Here is a 15,787-nt window from a genome sequence, read left to right on the forward strand (position 1 = left end):
CTCCTCCGGGAGGACGCCCGAGCCTAGGACACCGGGCGTTTGTACATCCTGGTAGCCGTGATCTCGCTGTGCACCGCCTCCCCCGCCTGGGGCTGCTGCGGCAGCCCCGGGCGGAGGTGTTCCTCGACGCTGATGTACTTGAGGCCGGCCCTCAGGTCGGCGTCGTTGCGCATGCGGATGACCAGGGGGAACTCGGCCAGCGCGGTCGTGTCGAACAGGCCCGTGGTGTACAGGAGCTGGACGCCCAGGGCGTCGGACACCGCCCGCTGGAGTTCCAGCAGGTACGTGGCGTTGGCGCGGCCGATGGGGTTGTCGAGGAACAGTGTGCCGGCGTGCCGGTGCTTGTCACGGCCCCGGTCGTTGCTCCGCAGCGCGGCCATCGTGCAGTACAGGGCGATCGCGGCGGTGAGGAGCTGGCCGCCGGAGAAGACGTCGCCCATCTGCCCGACGGGGACGCGCTCGGCGCGCAGCACCGCGTCGGGCTTGAGGATCTCGACGGCGACGCCCTTGGGCTGCAGGGCCGCGGCGACGCCCCGCAGCAGCAGGGACATGCCGTCCCGCCGCAGGTCCGAGTTCTTCTTGACGGCGGCCCGGGTGGCCTCGTCGATGACCTCGCCCAGCCGCTCGGTGAGCGTGGCCTGGTCGGGCTCCTCGAAGCGGATGCGGAGGAACTCCTGCCCCGACCACTCGCCGAGGCCTTCCGGGAGACGGGAGAGCCGCTGGGCGGAGCGCAGGGTGGCCAGGGCCGACTCGACCAGGCCGCGCAGGCGGTCCACGATCGAGTCGCGGTTGCGCTCCAGCTGCTCCAGCTCGTCCGTCAGGACCCGGAGCCGGGGCGCGAAGGCGTCGGCCCACTTCTGGGCGTGCTCGGGCAGCGCGGAGGCGGGCAGTTCGCGGATCTGCTGCCGTGCCGGGGTACGGACCTGCTCGTAGCGCGTGGAGTTGGCGTGCCGTACGAGGATGTCGCTGGCCTCGCGGACGGCGGCCTCGGCGGCGGACAGGTCGGCGGCGCAGCCGCGCAGGGAGCGGCGGGCCTCGGCGGCAGCCTGCCGGGCCTCCTCCGGGCTGCCGGGGTACGGCTCGGTCTCCTCCTGCTCCTCCTCGGTGGTGTGCTCGCGCAGCAGGTCGCGGAGCATGGCGGCGATCTCGTCGAAGCCGCTCGCCGCGTCCTCGGCGGCGCGGTGGGCGTCGAGGAGCTCGGCGTGCGCCTCGCGTGCCTGGTTCAGTGCCTCGGTGTGGGAGGCGAGTTCGGCCGTGGCGGTGCGCAGCAGCGTCTGCGCGTGCTCGGCGTCGCGCGGCTGGAGGTCCTCGGGGAGGTCGGTGTGGGCCTCGCCGTCCTCGGGCGCGTGCCGTTCGGCCTCGCCGCGCAGCCGCCCGAGCTGCTCGCTCGCACTCGACATACGGGTCTCCAGGAGCTGCACCAGCTCCTCGGCACGGGCGGCGGCGGCCTGGCGGCTGGGTCCGTCGGAGCCGTCGGGGGATTCCAGGAGCTGCTCGGCACGCGTACGGACCTTGTTGCTCAGCCGGTCCAGCTCCGCGCGGGCCGCGCTCTCGTCGCTCTCCGCACGGGCCTGCTCGGCCCGCAGGTCGGCGCCGACGCCGACCTTCTCGTACAGCTGTGACGCCGCCCGGTAAGCCTCGCGCAGGGCGGGCAGGGAGGCCTTCGGGGTCTGGGCGTCGTCCTCGGGTACGTCGTCGGGGGCGCCGGCGATCTCGGAGCGCTCGGCGCGCAGTGCGCGGGCGGTGCGGCGGGCGTCGTCGGCGGCGCGCTGGGCGGCCCGCCGGTCCTCGTCGGCGGCCCGGGCCCGCTCCAGGCAGGCCTGGGCGCCCGCCTCGGCCTCGGCCGCCTCGTCGGCCAGTTCGCGCAGCTTGACCTGCCAGCCGGCCCGCTCGCGCAGCCGGAAGGCGAGCCCGGCGAGGGCGTCGGCGGAGCGGCGGGCCTTCTGGGCGGCCTCCTGCCGCTCGTCCCGGACGCGCGCGGCCTCGGCGGCGGCCTCGTCGGCCTCGGCCCGCACCGTGCGCGCCTCGGCCAGCTCGGCCTCCGACTCCTCGGCGAACGTGCGGGTGTCGTGTGCCGCCCGGGCCAGTTCGGCGAGCCGGCCGGCCGGGCAGCCGGTGCGCCAGGAGGCGAGCCGGGCGGCCAGCTCGCGGTCCTTGCCGAGCCGGGCGGCGAGCGTGCGGATCTCCTCGTCGCGCTCGGTCGCCCGGGCGCGCAGTGCCTGCCTCTCCTCGTCGGCGGCGTGCTCGTCGTGCATGGCCGGGTTCGGCGGGACGAGGAACACGTCACCGCTGTCGGTGTCCGGGGCGGGGGTCGGGGCGAGCAGGGCGGCGGCGGTGCCGACGGCCACGGCGGAACGAGGCAGCAGCGCCGCGTCGCCCAGCGCCTCCCGGGCGCGTGCGTGGGAGTCCGGGTCGGTGATGATCACGCCGTCGACCAGTTCGGGCCGGGCGGCCAGCACGCGCGCGTGGTCGGCCGGGTCGACGGCCTGGGCGAGATAGCGCCATCCGGGCAGCGCGGGGATGCCGTGCTCGCCGAGGAACTCGACCGTGGCCAGCACGTCCGGGCCGGGCGGCAGCAGCCCGCCGTCGCCGAGCGCGCCGAGGATCCGGGAGTCGTCGGCCGCGGCCGTACGCAGTTCGAACAGCTGCCGTTCGGCGGAGGTGACGGCGTCGTCGAGCAGTTCGCGCAGGTCGTCGGCGAAGCGGTCGAGCTCCTCGGGGCTGAGCCCCTGCTCGCCCGAGGCGGGCCGGGTGGCCGGCTCGCTGTCCGTGCCGTGGCGGGGCTGCGGGATGCCCGGGCTGGTCTCGGAGGTCAGGCTGAGCAGTTCCGCCAGCCGCTCCTCCCCCGCCAGCGCCTCGGCGGTGCGGCGCTCGGCCTCGTACGACCGCTCGGCCGCCGTCGCCGCGTCCGCCGCGCGGGCCGCGGTCAGTTCCGCGCGGGTCTCGGCGGCGGCTGCCTCGCGCGCGTGCTCGGTGGCCCGGCGGGACGCTTCGCGGGCCGAGTCCCAGGCCGCGACGGCGGTCTTCTCGGCGTCGCTCGCGGCGAGGGCCGCACGGGCCGGGTCGGCGTCGGGCGCGCTGTCGTCGAGCCAGCCGGCCCGGACCGCCTCGGCGGTCTCCTGCTCGACCTCGGCGAGGCGCTGCTTGAGGTGCCCGACCTCGCTGCGGGCCCGCTGCGCCTGCGTGGCGGCGGCGGTGGAGTCCCGGTAGGCCGCGTCGCTGACCTCCTGGAGGGCGGCGGAGCGCTCCTCCTCCTCGTTGGCGTGGTTCTCCGCCTTCTCCGCGGCCGCGTGCAGGGCCCGTACGAGGTCGACGGCGGCCCTGGAGCGGGCGGCCAGCGCGGGCGCGGCGTCGCGCTCCGCTTCCTGGATCGCGGCGGACACACGGGCGACGCGGTCGGCGGCGGCGCGGTGGCGCAGTACGGCCTCGGCGGCCTGCCACGCGGAGTACAGCGTGCGGGCGTCGGCGAGTTCGCGCTTCTGCGCGGCGGCGGACTTTTCGGCCGCGGCGAGCGCCAGCGAGGCGTGCCGGTAGGCCAGTTCGGCGGAGACCAGCGCGCTGCGCTCGCGAGCGGCCTCGGCGTGCGTGACGGCGTACGCGGCGGCGGTGACCCGCTGGGCCAGGTCGGCGGCCCGGGCCCGCTCCTGCACGCCGCGCGCGGACAGTCTGCGCGCCAGGGTCCGCGTACGGCGCTCGGCTCCGGCGTGGATGTCACGCGCGCGGGAGCGGGCCTCGGCGGCCTCGACGATCCGCCCGAGCAGGTCGACGGACCCGGCGGTGAAGTCGCGTTCGGCGATCAGCTCGGCGCGCCGGCCCAGCTTGTTGCCGAAGCCGCTGACCAGGTCGGCGAGCCCGTCGGTGTCGCGCGTGTCGGTGACGGCGCGCAGCAGCAGATCGGTGAAGTCGGCGTCCTTCTTGACCGCGAAGAGACCGGCGGCCTCGCCCTCGTCGGCGTTCATCTCCCGTTGGTAGCGGAAGAGTTCGGGGTCGAGCCCGAGGTCGCCCAGGTGCTCGATCCAGCGGTCGTGGATCTCCTCCCAGTGCACCTCCAGGTGCGGGTACGTCTTTCCCGCCTCCGTGAGGGCGTCGCGGAAGCCCTTCATGGTGCGACGCCGGCCGCGTGCGCCCGACTGGCCCTCGACCGGGGCGCGTACGGCGGTGGACTCGGCCACGGGGAGGCTGTCGAGGCTCAGTCCGGGCCCGGGGCGGAAGGAGTACCAGGCCTCGGCGAACTTGCGCGGGTCGTTGGAGACCTGCCGCCCGCGCCACTCACTCACCTTGCCGACGACGACGCACTCGCCGGTCAGCACGTGCTGCCACTCCAGCGCGACGTGCCCGCAGTCGTCGGCGAGCAGGAACTTGCGCAGCACGCCGGAGCTGGCGCCGCCGAGGGTGTTCCGGTGGCCGGGCAGCATCACGGAGAAGATCAGCTTGAGCAGCACCGACTTGCCGCCGCCGTTCTCCAGGAAGAGCACGCCCGCGGGCGCGGGCCGGCGCGGCGGGCCGACGGGGTCCTCCTCGAAGAACTCCGCCTGTGTGGGCGCGGGGTCGGGCACGATCTCGCCCACACCGCGCAGGTCGAGCACGGTGTCGGCGTAGCGCGCACCGGCCGGCCCGATGGAGTAGAGGCGGACCCGGGACAGCTCGTACATGGCGGACTCTCGTAAGTCTTCGTGAGATGGGGAGTTCAGGAGGAGTGGAACGGCAGCCCGGCGTCGGCGACCAGCTCCAGGTCGTCGCTCTCCTCGGGGGGCAGCAGCGTCGGCGTGCCGTCGGTGACCGGGACGACGCCCAGCTCCAGCAGCTCGGCCAGGGCGGCGCTGCCGGCCATGTCGCGGACCTGGAGCTGGTAGCGGGCGGTCGTGCGGTACGTGCCGCCGTTGTCGTCGCCGGTGCGCTGGAGGAAACCGGAGTCGGTGAGGAACGCGACGGCCTTCGCGACGATGCCGGTGGTCGAACCGGCGAGCCGGCGCGCGTCCTTGGTGGCCCCGGTCGAGCTGCGCCGCACCCAGATCCGCCAGGCGGCCTCCAGGCCGGGCGCCTCGGTGGCCGGGTCGGTGTTCTCGCCCTGTTCGGCGGCGCGCTCCTCCAGGCGGCGGCAGGCCTGGCGGACGAAGGCGTCGACGCCGTTGACCGTGACGCGGCCGATGTAGCCGTCGTCGGCGAGGTCCTCCGGGCGCGGGAACGCCATGGCGGCGACGGCGAGATGGGCGAGCCCGTGCAGGAACCGGTCTCCGCCGTCGGCGGACGTACGACGCGCGTAGTCGCCCATGCGGACGGCGAACACCGAGTCCTCGGCGGCGGTCACGGCCATGCCCGCGCGCGGGGACACCTCCAGCACGATCAGCCCCAGGCCGGTCGCCACCGCGTCGGCGAGCCGCGCGAACGTCGGGTCCTCGCGGTAGCGCCGCAGCAGGTCCGCGTACTCCTGGTCGCGAGCGGGCTGAAGCTTGGGCTGCAAACCGAAGGACACGAGCCGAGCCGCGTCGGCGGCGTCGGCGGGCGTGACGGCGGCCGAGGCCGTCGGGGCCGGGCCTTCCGACTCACTCCACTCGACGTGCTCACTCACGGTCGGGTCTCCTTGTGCCACTCGTACTGACTCATGCTGCTTCCGTCCGGTCCGCCGCCATCCCCACCGCATCCAGCAGCGCGGTGCCGACGATCAGGTCCGCTCCACCGAACTCCGGATCATCGAGCTCCGTCCCGTCGTCCACGGCGAACAAGAGCTTCTGCTCCCCCTGCCGATAAGCGGTCCCGACCGGCGGGCTGGCCGCATGGACCGCCAGCAGGGCCACCAGATACGGCAGCTCGGGGTCCTGCCGCCGCGCCTCGGCCAGCAGTCCGGACAACCGGCGCGGCGCATCCGCCGGCAGGTCGAGCAGCTCCTGCGCGGCCGCCATCTGCTCCTCGCTGAACCGGCTGTCGTCGGGCGTGGCGATGAGATCCGGCTCGGGCATCTCCGCACCCAGGTGCTCCCGCTCCACCGGCGGCGTCAGCAGTATGTCGACGAGGTCCCCGACCCGGACGGACACCGGCGTACGCAGCCCCGTACCCCGCCCGAAGAAGGCGTCCGTGACGCGGACGGCCTGCTCCAGCGGCAGCGGCAGAACGGGCGAGACGAGATGCCCGTACAGGTCGATCCCCGACGTGGTCATCGGCGTGGCGAAGGCCTGCCGGTCCTGCTCGGCGCGGAACAGCGGTCCGGCCTCGAGCAGCCGGGACTGCAACTGCGTGTGCCGCCGGATGCAGTCCTTGACGATGTCGACGAGCTCGGCGGCGCGGCGCTTGTGCTCCGGGTCCTCGGACTCGTCGCGGGCCTTGCGGATGTTGGTGAGGATCGCGTTCTCGTGGCGATAGCGGTCGGCCACGTGCTCCAGGGCCTCGGCGATCATGTCGGGCACGGTGGTGAGCCAGTCCACCGCGCGCACATTGCGCCGGGTCGCGTCCAGGGCGCGGCGCAGGGTCTCCGAGTACTGCACGGTGCGGTAGCGGGCCTGTTCGGCCGCGAGCTGGGCGTCGGCGAGCCGGCCGCGGCTGATCAGCACCTCCAGCTTGACCTCGGCGGCGATCTGCGCGCTGGTGACGTCCGTGTCGAGGGCGCCGACGAGGACGTTGACCGCCTCGTCCGTCGTGCGCAGGTAGACCGTGCCGCCCGGGCCCGGGACCTCCTCGATCAGCTTGAAGTCGTAGTCACGGCGCACATAGGTGCCGTCCGCCCCGAACGTGCCGTACACCGCGCGGAAGCCGCGGTCGACGCTGCCGACGTTGATCAGGTTCTCCAGGACCCAGCGGGCCACCCGCTCGTGCTCGGCGGCGGGCCGCCGCGGTGCCTGGGCGGCGATGCGCGGGATGAGGCGGGCGACGATCTGGTCGTGGTCCGCGCCCGTGTCGAAGTCCATGTTCAGGGTGACGAGGTCGATGGCCGCGAGGGCGACCTCCGCCATGCCGTATACCGAGTACTCACCGGCGAGGTTGGCCTTGCGCGCGTCGAGGTCGTGCAGCGGCGCGGTGCAGGCGAGCGCGCGCAGGCGCCGCGCCAGGCCCTCGTCGGCGGCCGGCCCCAGGGCGGGGCGCGGCCCCGCGCTGAGCTGGGGCGGAACGCTGTCCGTCGATGCAGGCGAAGTCACGGTGCACAGACTAGGTCCTGGGTCTGACAACGACCCAAACGACGCGGATACGCCCCGGCGGCAGGGTGGCTCTCCGAGGCCGCTCGGTCCCCTCAGCCGTCCTCGCCGACCCGCCGCCGGTACACCTCGACGACCCGCTCCAGCGAGTCGTCGAGGTAACCGGCGAGCAGTCCCTCGGCTTTCCTTCGGTCCCCCACCTGAAGAGCCTCAAAGATTGCGACATTTCGCGCAATATACGGTTCGTGCAGCCGCTGCGGCTCGTCCACCACGTGGAAGGCCAGGCGCAGTTCGGCAAAAACACTCCGCATCAACTCGTCGGTGCGCTCGCTCGCGGCGAGAGCGACCAGTTCCCGGTGGAAGTGGATGTTGGCCGTACCCACCCCCTTCCAGTCACCTTCCCGCGCCGCCCGCCGCCCTTCCTCCACGGCACCGGCGAGCCCGTCGAGGCCGTACGGCGGCTCGCCGAGACCCCGCACCACGGCGCATTCGACGAGCCGCCGGGTGCGGTAGATGTCCTCGACGTCCTCGACGGTCAGGACCCGGACGAAGACACCCCGGTTCAGCTCGTGGACGAGCAGGCGCTCATGCGTGAGCAGCCGGAACGCCTCGCGCAGGGTGTTGCGGGAGACGCCGAGCGCGCCGCCGATGCTGTCCTCCGACAGCCGGGCCCCGGGCGGGAAGTAGCCCTCGGCGATCCGGCTTCTGAGGATGTCCGAGACGCGTTCGGCGGTGCTGGTGCGCCCCAGAAGTGCCCGGTCGTCGGAGAGATCCCTCAGCTGCTCTGCCATGCCGGAATTCAATCGCAGATTACAAGAACGAAACAACATGGGTATTGAGGGATCGTTGAACAATCCTCTACGGTGCTACGCACGGCCCGCCGCACGAGGCGGCCAAGCTCACCCGCAAAGCACCCAAGGCTCAGCCCGAAGCACCCTCCGTCCCCCTCTGCGAGGTGCCCATGAGCACGACTCCACCACCACAGGCCCTGACCGACGACACGCGCCCCGCGGCGGCCGAACACACCGACGACGACGGGGCGTTCGGCTGGCTGCGGGCCCTGGGCCCGCGCGGCCGCCGCGCGTTCGCCGGTGCCTTCGGCGGCTACGCCCTGGACTCGTACGACTACTTCACACTGCCGCTGAGCATGGTCGCGCTGTCCGCCTACTTCGGCCTGAACAGCGGCCAGACCGGCCTCTTCACGACGGTCACGCTGGTGGTCTCCGCGATCGGCGGCGCCCTCGCGGGCGTGCTCGCCGACCGCGTCGGCCGGGTGAAGGCGCTCATGGTCACGGTGATCACCTACGCGGTGTTCACCGTCGCCTGCGGCTTCGCGCCCAACTACGAGACGCTGCTGGTCTTCCGCGCCCTGCAGGGCCTCGGATTCGGCGGCGAGTGGGCCGTCGGCGCGATCCTGGTCGCCGAGTACGCGAGCGCCAAGCACCGGGGCCGCACGCTCGGCGCTATCCAGAGCTCCTGGGCCGTGGGCTGGGGCATGGCCGTGATCGCCTACACCGTCATCTTCTCGGTGGCCGGTGACGACCTTGCCTGGCGCATCATGTTCTGGACCGGGGCCCTGCCCGCCCTGCTGGTCATCTGGCTGCGGCGCAGTGTGCACGACGCGCCCGAGGCGGCGGCGGCGCGTGAACAGAGCGCGGAGAAAGGCTCGTTCACGGCGATCTTCAAGCCCGGCCTGCTGCGGACGACGGCCTTCGCGGTGCTGCTCTCGACCGGTGTCCAGGGCGGCTACTACACGCTGGCCACCTGGGTGCCGACCTACCTCAAGTCCGAGCGCGACCTGTCGGTCGTCGGCACCGGCGGCTATCTGACGTTCCTGATATCGGGCGCCTTCATCGGCTATCTGACGGGCGGTTACCTCACCGACAAGCTGGGCCGGCGGCGCAACATCTGGCTCTTCGCCCTGCTGTCGGCGATCTGCATCCTGGCGTACGCGAACATCCCGAGCGGCGCCAACACCCTGCTCCTGGTGCTCGGTTTCCCGCTCGGGTTCTGCATGTCGGCGATCTTCAGCGGCTTCGGCTCCTACCTGAGCGAGCTGTACCCGACGGCGGTGCGCGGCACGGGGCAGGGCTTCACATACAACACCGGGCGCGCCGTGGGTGCCGTCTTCCCGACGGCGGTCGGTTTCCTGGCCGACAGCTGGGGCGTGGGCGGCGCGCTGGTCTTCGGGGCGATCGGCTACGGCCTGGCGGCACTGGCGCTGCTCGGGCTGCCGGAGACGCGCGGGAAGGAGCTCACGTGAACCGCACGAGCACCGAGACCGGGGACCGTCCTGTCCTCCTCGTCGACGAGCACGCGCGCGCGTGGAGCCCGGAAACGGCCCGCGCCCGCTTCCGGAAGGGCCTGACGGGCCCCACGGCAGGGGTCGCGGCGGGCCACACCCAGGTCAACCTGATCTCGGTGCCCGCCGACTGGGCCTACGACATGCTGCTGTTCTGCCAGCGCAACCCCAAGCCGTGCCCGGTCCTCGACGTCACGGACGCGGGATCCTGGACCACCGTGCTCGCGCAGGGCGCGGACCTGCGCACCGACCTGCCGCGCTACCGGGTGTGGCGGGACGGCGAGCTGGTGGACGAGCCGACGGACGTGCGCGCGTACTGGCGGGACGACCTGGTGTCGTTCCTGATCGGGTGCAGCTTCACCTTCGAGTGGGCACTGGGCGAGGCGGGCGTTCCGATCCGCCACGTCGAGCAGGGCCGCAACGTCCCGATGTACGTGACCGGGCGGCAGTGCCGTCCGGCGGGGCGACTGCACGGGCCCCTGGTGGTGTCCATGCGGCCGGTGCCGCCGGAGCACCTGGCGGCGGCGATCCGGGAGAGCAGTCTGCTGCCGGCGGTGCACGGCAGCCCCGTACACTGCGGCGATCCCTCGGGGCTCGGCATCGACGACCTCGGCCGCCCCGACTTCGGCGACGCGGTGGACGCCGAGCCCGACGACATCCCGGTGTTCTGGGCCTGCGGAGTGACCCCGCAGGCGGCCGTGATGGCCTCGCGCCCGCCGTTCGCCCTCACGCACGCCCCGGGGCAGATGTTCCTCACCGACGCCCGCGACGAGCAGTACCGCGTGGCCTGACAGCAGATGACAGGAGAATCGACACGGCTATGACCTCCATCGACCTGAACGCCGACCTCGGCGAGGGCTTCGGCCGCTGGCGGCTCACCGACGACGAACGGCTGCTGTCGGTCGTCACCAGCGCCAACGTGGCGTGCGGCTTCCACGCCGGCGACGCGGTCACCATGCGCCGGGTGTGCGAGCTGGCGGCCGAGCGCGGCGTCCGGATCGGCGCCCAGGTGTCCTACCGGGACCTGGCCGGGTTCGGGCGGCGCGCGATGGACGTGCCGCCCGCCGAGCTGGCGGCCGAGGTGGCCTACCAGATCGGCGCCCTGGAGGTCTTCGCCCGCGCGGCGGGCGCCCGCGTGGCCTATATGAAACCGCACGGCGCGCTCTACAACCGGGTCGTGCGCGACGAGGAGCAGGCCGCCGCGGTCGTCGACGGCGTGCTCCTCGCGGACGCCACGCTGCCGGTGCTGGGCCTGCCCGGCTCGCGCCTGCTTGAGCTGGCCGGGAAGGCCGGGCTGCCGGTCGTCACGGAGGCGTTCGCGGACCGGGCGTACACCGACGCGGGCACGCTCGTGCCGCGCACTGTGGAGGGCGCCGTGGTCACCGACCCCGACACCGTCGTGGAGCGGTCGCTGAGCCTGGCCCGCTCCGGCGAGGTCGTCTCCCACTCGGGGACCCGGATCGAGGTACGCGCGCGTTCCCTGTGCCTGCACGGCGACACGCCCGGCGCGGTGGAGCTGGCGCGCCGGGTGCGGGAGCGGCTGGAGGCCTCGGGGGTCCGGGTGGAGGCCTTCGCATGAAGGTCCTGCCGGTCGGCGAGGACGCCCTGCTCGTCGAGGTCTCCTCGGGCGACGAGGCCCAGGCCCTGCACGCCGAGCTGCTGCGCCGCCGCGCGGAGGGCTCGCTGTCGGCCCGCGAGATCGTGCCCGCGGCCCGCACGGTCCTCCTCGACGGCCTGGACTCCCCCGCCCGGCTGACCGCCGAACTGACCGCCGCGGAGCTGCCGCCCGCTCCTCCACGCGCGCGTGCGGTGGTCGAGATCCCGGTGCGCTACGACGGCCCGGACCTGGCCGACGTCGCCGCGCACTGGGGCGTGGCCGAGCGGGAGGTCGCCCGTCTCCACTCGCGGACGGAATTCCGGGTCGCCTTCTGCGGCTTCGCCCCCGGCTTCGGCTACCTCACCGGCCTGCCGCCGCGCTGCGACGTGCCGCGCCGGGCCACCCCGCGCACGGCCGTCCCGGCCGGTTCGGTGGCGCTGGCGGGCCCGTACACGGGCGTGTACCCGCGCTCGTCGCCGGGCGGCTGGCAGCTGATCGGCACGACGGACGCCGTCCTGTGGGACCACGCGCGCGTGCCGGCCGCGCTGCTGTCGCCGGGCACGCGCGTGCGGTTCGTCCCCGTCGAGCAGGTGGGGCACTCGTGACCGACCGTGCGCTCGCCGTCGTCCGGGCCGGGGCCCTGACCACCGTGCAGGACCTGGGGCGCCCCGGGCACGCCCACCTCGGGGTGCCACGCTCCGGGGCGCTGGACCGGCCCGCGGCGGACCTCGTCAACCGGCTGGCCGGCAATCCGCCCGCGGCGGCCGTGCTGGAGACGACCCTCAACGGCTGTGCCGTACGCCCTCGTTCGACCGTCACCGTGGCCGTGGCGGGCGCCACCTGCCGGGTCACGGTGGACGGACGGCCCGTCGCCTGGGGCGCGCCGGTGCGCGTGCCCGCCGGGGCGCTGCTGGACGTCGGACCTGCCGTGTCGGGCGTACGCAGCTATGTGGGCGTCTGCGGGGGCATCGCCGTCGAGCCGGTGCTCGGCAGCCGCTCGACGGACCTGCTGTCGGGGCTCGGCCCGCCCCCTCTCACGGACGGCACGGTGCTGCCCCTTGGCCGGCCGGCGGGCGCGCACGCACGCGTGGACGTCGCCCCGCAGCCGGCGCCACCGGCCGAGCTGGTCCTGCGGGTGACACTCGGTCCGCGCGACGGCTGGTTCACGCCGGAGGCCCTGCGCACTTTCGTCTCGCGTCCCTACCGGGTCTCCCCCGCGAGCAACCGCATCGGGCTGCGCACGGAGGGGCCCGCCCTGGAGCGGGCCCGGCCCGGGGAACTCCCCAGCGAGGGCATGGTGCTGGGCGCGGTCCAGGTCCCGCCCGACGGCAGGCCGGTGGTGTTCCTCGCCGACCACCCGACCACCGGGGGCTATCCGGTGATCGGGGTGGTCCGCGCCGCCGACCTCGCGGCAGCCGCCCAGTCGGTTCCGGGCACGCCGGTCCGCTTCGTGGCCGTACGGCGCCGCTGAACCGGCCGGGCCACGTCCGTCGTTGCCGCCCCGTCAGGCCGCGTCCGGCTGCTCCGCCACCGACAGGGCGGCGAGCGCGGCCGACACGGCCGCGGAGGCCCGCAGATCGAGCCGGGCGCTCGTGCCCCGGGCCCGGTGCCGGAGTTCGTCGGCGGCGAGTGTCAGGAGCTGGGGCAGCAGGTCGGTGCACCGGCGGGCCACCCAGCCGGTACCGGCCGTGGCCAGCCACCACAGGCTCGCCGACCTGGTCGGGCCGGGGAACTCGGGCTCGGGCGAGGGCGCGGGCCCGGTCGCGAGGCCGTGTTCCGCGAGCAGCGTGTGGAAGCGCAGGGCCAGCTGCCGGTGTCCGCGCTCCCCGGGGTGCAGCCGGTCCGCGCTCCACATGGCGCGGTCCGTGGTCCAGTCGCCCTCGCACGCGTGCAGGTGCAGAGCTCCGTACCGGTCGGACAGCGCGTGGACGACCGTGTTCACGACCCGCTGCCGCCGCGCCAGCGGGTGGGCCAGTGCCCCCGGCAACCCGAGCATCGTGCCCGGGTCGGGCAGGCAGGCGGTGAGCAGGACCGCGCCCTGCTCGGCGAAGGCCGCGTACACCTGGTCGAGCCGGGCCGCCACGGCCTGGATGTCGAAGGTGCAGCGCAGGGTGTCGTTGACGCCGATCACGACGGACACGAGGTCGGGCCGCAGCTCCAGCGCGGCGGGCAACTGCCTCTCCAGCACATCCCGGGTCTGCGCCCCGCTCACCGCGAGGTTGGTGAACCAGGCGGGTCCCTCGGCAAGCCCGGCCGGTCCCTCGGCGACACCGACGGGTCCCTCGGTGAGCCCGGCGGCGAGCAACGCGGCCCAGCCGCGCCACTCCCCGTCGCCGACGGGATCGCCCACTCCCTCGGTCAGCGAGTCACCGAGGGCCACGAACCGCGGGGGCCCCTCGAACCGCGTAGACCCCCCGAACCGCACGGGTCTCATGCCACGCCCCCGGGCACGTACGGGCGTACGGGAACGGCCGCGTCATGCGCGGCGAGGAACGCGTCGACCGCCGCGTCCCACCCGAAGCACTCCGCACGCGCGCGTGCCCCCTCGCGCCGGTCCGCCTCCAGGCGTTCCAGCACCAGGTCCACGGCGTCCGCGAAGGCCTCCCCGTGGTCCGCCGCGACGGCCCCGGCGGAGCCGATCACCTCCGGCAGCGCGGACGACGCGCTCGCCACCACGGGCGTGCCGCACGCCATGGCCTCCAGCGCGGCGAGCCCGAACGTCTCGGCGGGCCCCGGCGCCAGGGCCACGTCGGCGGACGCCTGGAGCGCGCCGAGCAGCCCGCGGTCGGAGACGTGCCCGAGGAAGGTGACCGGCAGGGCGCTCTCGCGCACCCGCTGTTCGAGCCGGGCGCGCAACGGCCCGTCCCCGGCCACCACCAGCACCGCCCGGCGCCCGCGCCGCCGCAGCGCCTCCAGGGCGTCCAGCGCCGTGCCGGGCCGCTTCTCCACGGACAGCCGCGAGCACATCACCAGCAGCGTCTCGTCCACGCGCGCGTGCCGCGCCCGCAGCTCCGGGTCACGCAGCGCGGGGTGCCGCTGCACCAGGTCGACGCCCAGCGGGGCCCGGACGACGTTGCGTGCCCCGATCCGCACGAACTCCCGCTCGGCGAACTCGGTGGTGCACACCACGCGCGCGTACGTGTGGGCCGTACGGACGTTGAGGGCGTCGGCGGCACGCCGGGCGGCCCCCTCGGGCAGGCCCCAGGTGCGCAGCACGCCGTCGGCGGTCTCGTGGGAGACCATCACGGCCGGGACCCGGGCGCGCCGCGCCCACCTGCCGGTCCACCTGAGGGTCGTACGGTCGGACACCTCCAGCCGGTCCGGCGCGAGTTCCTCCAGGAGCCGGGCCACCCGCCGCTTGTCGGCGAGCACGCGGTAGCCGCCGGTGCCGGGCAGCAGCGGCCCGGGGAGCGTGATCACCCGCCCCTGCTCGGTCTCCCGGTCGGTCATCCGCACGTCGGGGACCACGAGGACGGGCTCGTGCCCCGCCGCCTTGAAGCCCTTGCCGAGTTCATGCAGGGCGGTGCGCAGCCCGCCGGACGCGGGCGCGACGAAGTTGGCGAGCCGCACGATCCGAAGCGACTGGCGGCTGCTGTTGCCCGGACGCGAGTCGCTCATGCCGCCACCGCCGTCCGGCGCGCGGCGAGCACGTTCGCATAGTGCCCGATCAACTGGTCCCCGACGGCCGCCCAGGTGCGGCCCTCCACGGTCGCGCGCCCGGCGGCGCCGAAGGCGGCCCGCAGCCCGGCGTCGGCGGCCAGGGACCGCACCGCGTCCCGGACGGCGGTCGCGTCACGCGGCGGCACCAGCAGGCCGGTGTGCCCGTGGGCGACCAGGTCCAGCGGACCGCCCGCGGCGGGCGCCACGACGGGCAGGCCGCTGGCCATGGCCTCCTGGACCGTCTGGCAGAAGGTCTCGAAGGGGCCCGTGTGCGCGAAGACGTCGAACGAGGCGAAGACCCGGGCGAGGTCGTCACCGGTGCGGCGGCCGAGGAAGACCGCGCCGGGCAGCGCCTGCTCCAGGCCGGGCCGGCTCGGGCCGTCGCCGACGACCACGACCCGGACGCCCTGCAGGCCGCAGGCACCGGCGAGGAGTTCGACCTGCTTCTCGGGGGCGAGCCGGCCGACGTAGCCGACGATCAGCTCACCGTTCGGGGCGAGTTCACGACGCAGGGCCTCGTCACGGCGGTCGGGCCGGAAACGTTCGGTGTCGACGCCGCGCGGCCACAGCTCGACCCGGGGCACACCGTGCGTCTCCAGGTCGCGCAGGGCCGCGCTGGACGGGGCGAGGGTGAGGTCGGCGGCGCCGTGCACGGAGCGGATCCGCCGCCAGGCGGCGGCCTCTCCGGCACCCATGTACGTACGGGCGTATCCGGCCAGGTCGGTCTGGTAGACGGCGACGGCCGGGGTGCCGAGGCGGGCGGCGGCTGCCATGCCGCGCACGCCGAGGACGAAGGGGCTGGCGAGGTGGACGACATCGGCACGGTGCTCGATGAGGGTGGCGGCCAGGCGGCGGCTGGGGAGGGCGACGCGGACCTGGGGGTAGCCGGGGAGCGGGAGGGAGGGAACGTGGACGACGGGGCACGGCGCGCTGGTGTCGGGCTTGTGCCCTGGCGCGGGGGCCGGGGCGACGACGACGGGGGCGTGACCGCGATCGACGAGGTGCCGGGCGGTCTGGAGCGCGCAGTGGGCCACGCCGTTCACATCGGGGGGAAAGGATTCGGTCACGATGACGACACGCATACCCGTGTTCTCGCCGTGCCGG

Annotated in this window: 12 protein-coding genes; 5 read left to right on the forward strand and 7 right to left on the reverse strand. The window is 74.6% G+C overall.

Features of this window, described 5'->3' with window-relative positions:
- Positions 1-23 precede the first annotated feature (23 nt).
- The 4 genes from ACIBNA_RS33055 to ACIBNA_RS33070 all read right to left on the reverse strand — a co-directional run bounded on the left by ACIBNA_RS33055 (position 24) and on the right by ACIBNA_RS33070 (position 7,915).
- The gene (locus tag ACIBNA_RS33055; protein WP_399168865.1) at positions 24-4,652 is read right to left on the reverse strand and encodes a hypothetical protein; all 4,629 of its coding nucleotides are present in this window, start codon (positions 4,650-4,652) and stop codon (positions 24-26) included.
- A gap of 35 nt (positions 4,653-4,687) precedes the next feature.
- Positions 4,688-5,569: a hypothetical protein gene (locus ACIBNA_RS33060; protein WP_399168866.1), complete on the reverse strand. Its 882-nt coding sequence runs from the start codon at positions 5,567-5,569 to the stop codon at positions 4,688-4,690.
- Between the two features lie 31 nt (positions 5,570-5,600).
- Positions 5,601-7,127 carry a hypothetical protein gene (locus tag ACIBNA_RS33065; RefSeq protein ID WP_399168867.1) on the reverse strand — a complete coding sequence of 509 codons (1,527 nt, stop codon included), beginning with the start codon at positions 7,125-7,127 and terminating at the stop codon, positions 5,601-5,603.
- A 92-nt stretch (positions 7,128-7,219) separates the two neighbouring features.
- Positions 7,220-7,915, reverse strand: a complete 696-nt coding sequence (locus tag ACIBNA_RS33070; protein WP_399168868.1) for a GntR family transcriptional regulator — start codon at positions 7,913-7,915, stop codon at positions 7,220-7,222.
- Positions 7,916-8,085: 170 nt separating this feature from the next.
- Between ACIBNA_RS33070 and ACIBNA_RS33075 the strand changes: the two genes are divergently transcribed.
- Genes ACIBNA_RS33075 through ACIBNA_RS33095 form a run of 5 tightly spaced genes read left to right on the forward strand, consistent with a single transcriptional unit; the run spans position 8,086 to position 12,494 of the window.
- Positions 8,086-9,387 (forward strand): MFS transporter, encoded by a 1,302-nt coding sequence (locus ACIBNA_RS33075; RefSeq protein WP_399168869.1) that lies wholly within the window; start codon positions 8,086-8,088, stop codon positions 9,385-9,387.
- Complete coding sequence (locus tag ACIBNA_RS33080) at positions 9,384-10,217, forward strand: putative hydro-lyase (RefSeq protein WP_399168870.1); 834 nt, start codon at positions 9,384-9,386, stop codon at positions 10,215-10,217. Before ACIBNA_RS33075 ends, ACIBNA_RS33080 begins: the two co-directional genes overlap by 4 nt.
- Positions 10,218-10,246: 29 nt before the next feature.
- Positions 10,247-11,005 carry a LamB/YcsF family protein gene (locus tag ACIBNA_RS33085; RefSeq protein ID WP_399168871.1) on the forward strand — a complete coding sequence of 253 codons (759 nt, stop codon included), beginning with the start codon at positions 10,247-10,249 and terminating at the stop codon, positions 11,003-11,005.
- A complete protein-coding gene (pxpB, locus tag ACIBNA_RS33090; RefSeq protein ID WP_399168872.1) occupies positions 11,002-11,628 on the forward strand; it encodes a 5-oxoprolinase subunit PxpB in 627 nt (208 codons plus the stop codon). The genes ACIBNA_RS33085 and pxpB overlap by 4 nt, the downstream gene beginning before the upstream one ends.
- Positions 11,625-12,494, forward strand: coding sequence for a biotin-dependent carboxyltransferase family protein (locus tag ACIBNA_RS33095; RefSeq protein WP_399168873.1), 870 nt, complete (start codon positions 11,625-11,627; stop codon positions 12,492-12,494). The genes pxpB and ACIBNA_RS33095 overlap by 4 nt, the downstream gene beginning before the upstream one ends.
- A gap of 33 nt (positions 12,495-12,527) precedes the next feature.
- Here ACIBNA_RS33095 and ACIBNA_RS33100 read toward each other — a convergent pair whose 3' ends face one another.
- From ACIBNA_RS33100 to ACIBNA_RS33110, 3 genes are read right to left on the reverse strand one after another with little or no spacing between them, the layout of a single operon-like run.
- Positions 12,528-13,457 carry an SGNH/GDSL hydrolase family protein gene (locus ACIBNA_RS33100; RefSeq protein WP_399168874.1) on the reverse strand — a complete coding sequence of 310 codons (930 nt, stop codon included), beginning with the start codon at positions 13,455-13,457 and terminating at the stop codon, positions 12,528-12,530.
- Positions 13,454-14,641 carry a glycosyltransferase gene (locus ACIBNA_RS33105; RefSeq protein ID WP_399168875.1) on the reverse strand — a complete coding sequence of 396 codons (1,188 nt, stop codon included), beginning with the start codon at positions 14,639-14,641 and terminating at the stop codon, positions 13,454-13,456. Before ACIBNA_RS33105 ends, ACIBNA_RS33100 begins: the two co-directional genes overlap by 4 nt.
- A complete protein-coding gene (locus tag ACIBNA_RS33110; RefSeq protein WP_399168876.1) occupies positions 14,638-15,765 on the reverse strand; it encodes a glycosyltransferase family 4 protein in 1,128 nt (375 codons plus the stop codon). Before ACIBNA_RS33110 ends, ACIBNA_RS33105 begins: the two co-directional genes overlap by 4 nt.
- Between the last annotated feature and the right edge of the window lie 22 nt (positions 15,766-15,787).

The sequence above is a fragment of the Streptomyces sp. NPDC050164 genome (assembly GCF_044459945.1).
In the GTDB taxonomy this organism is placed as follows: Bacteria; Actinomycetota; Actinomycetes; order Streptomycetales; family Streptomycetaceae; genus Streptomyces; species Streptomyces coeruleorubidus_A.

Coding starts and splice junctions, on each gene's coding strand:
- ACIBNA_RS33100 (WP_399168874.1), bottom strand. CDS start 13,457: ATGAGACCCGTGCGGTTCGGGGGGTCTACGCGGTTCGAGGGGCCCCCG.
- ACIBNA_RS33070 (WP_399168868.1), bottom strand. CDS start 7,915: ATGGCAGAGCAGCTGAGGGATCTCTCCGACGACCGGGCACTTCTGGGG.
- ACIBNA_RS33055 (WP_399168865.1), bottom strand. CDS start 4,652: ATGTACGAGCTGTCCCGGGTCCGCCTCTACTCCATCGGGCCGGCCGGT.
- ACIBNA_RS33110 (WP_399168876.1), bottom strand. CDS start 15,765: ATGCGTGTCGTCATCGTGACCGAATCCTTTCCCCCCGATGTGAACGGC.
- ACIBNA_RS33085 (WP_399168871.1), top strand. CDS start 10,247: ATGACCTCCATCGACCTGAACGCCGACCTCGGCGAGGGCTTCGGCCGC.
- ACIBNA_RS33105 (WP_399168875.1), bottom strand. CDS start 14,641: ATGAGCGACTCGCGTCCGGGCAACAGCAGCCGCCAGTCGCTTCGGATC.
- pxpB (WP_399168872.1), top strand. CDS start 11,002: ATGAAGGTCCTGCCGGTCGGCGAGGACGCCCTGCTCGTCGAGGTCTCC.
- ACIBNA_RS33075 (WP_399168869.1), top strand. CDS start 8,086: ATGAGCACGACTCCACCACCACAGGCCCTGACCGACGACACGCGCCCC.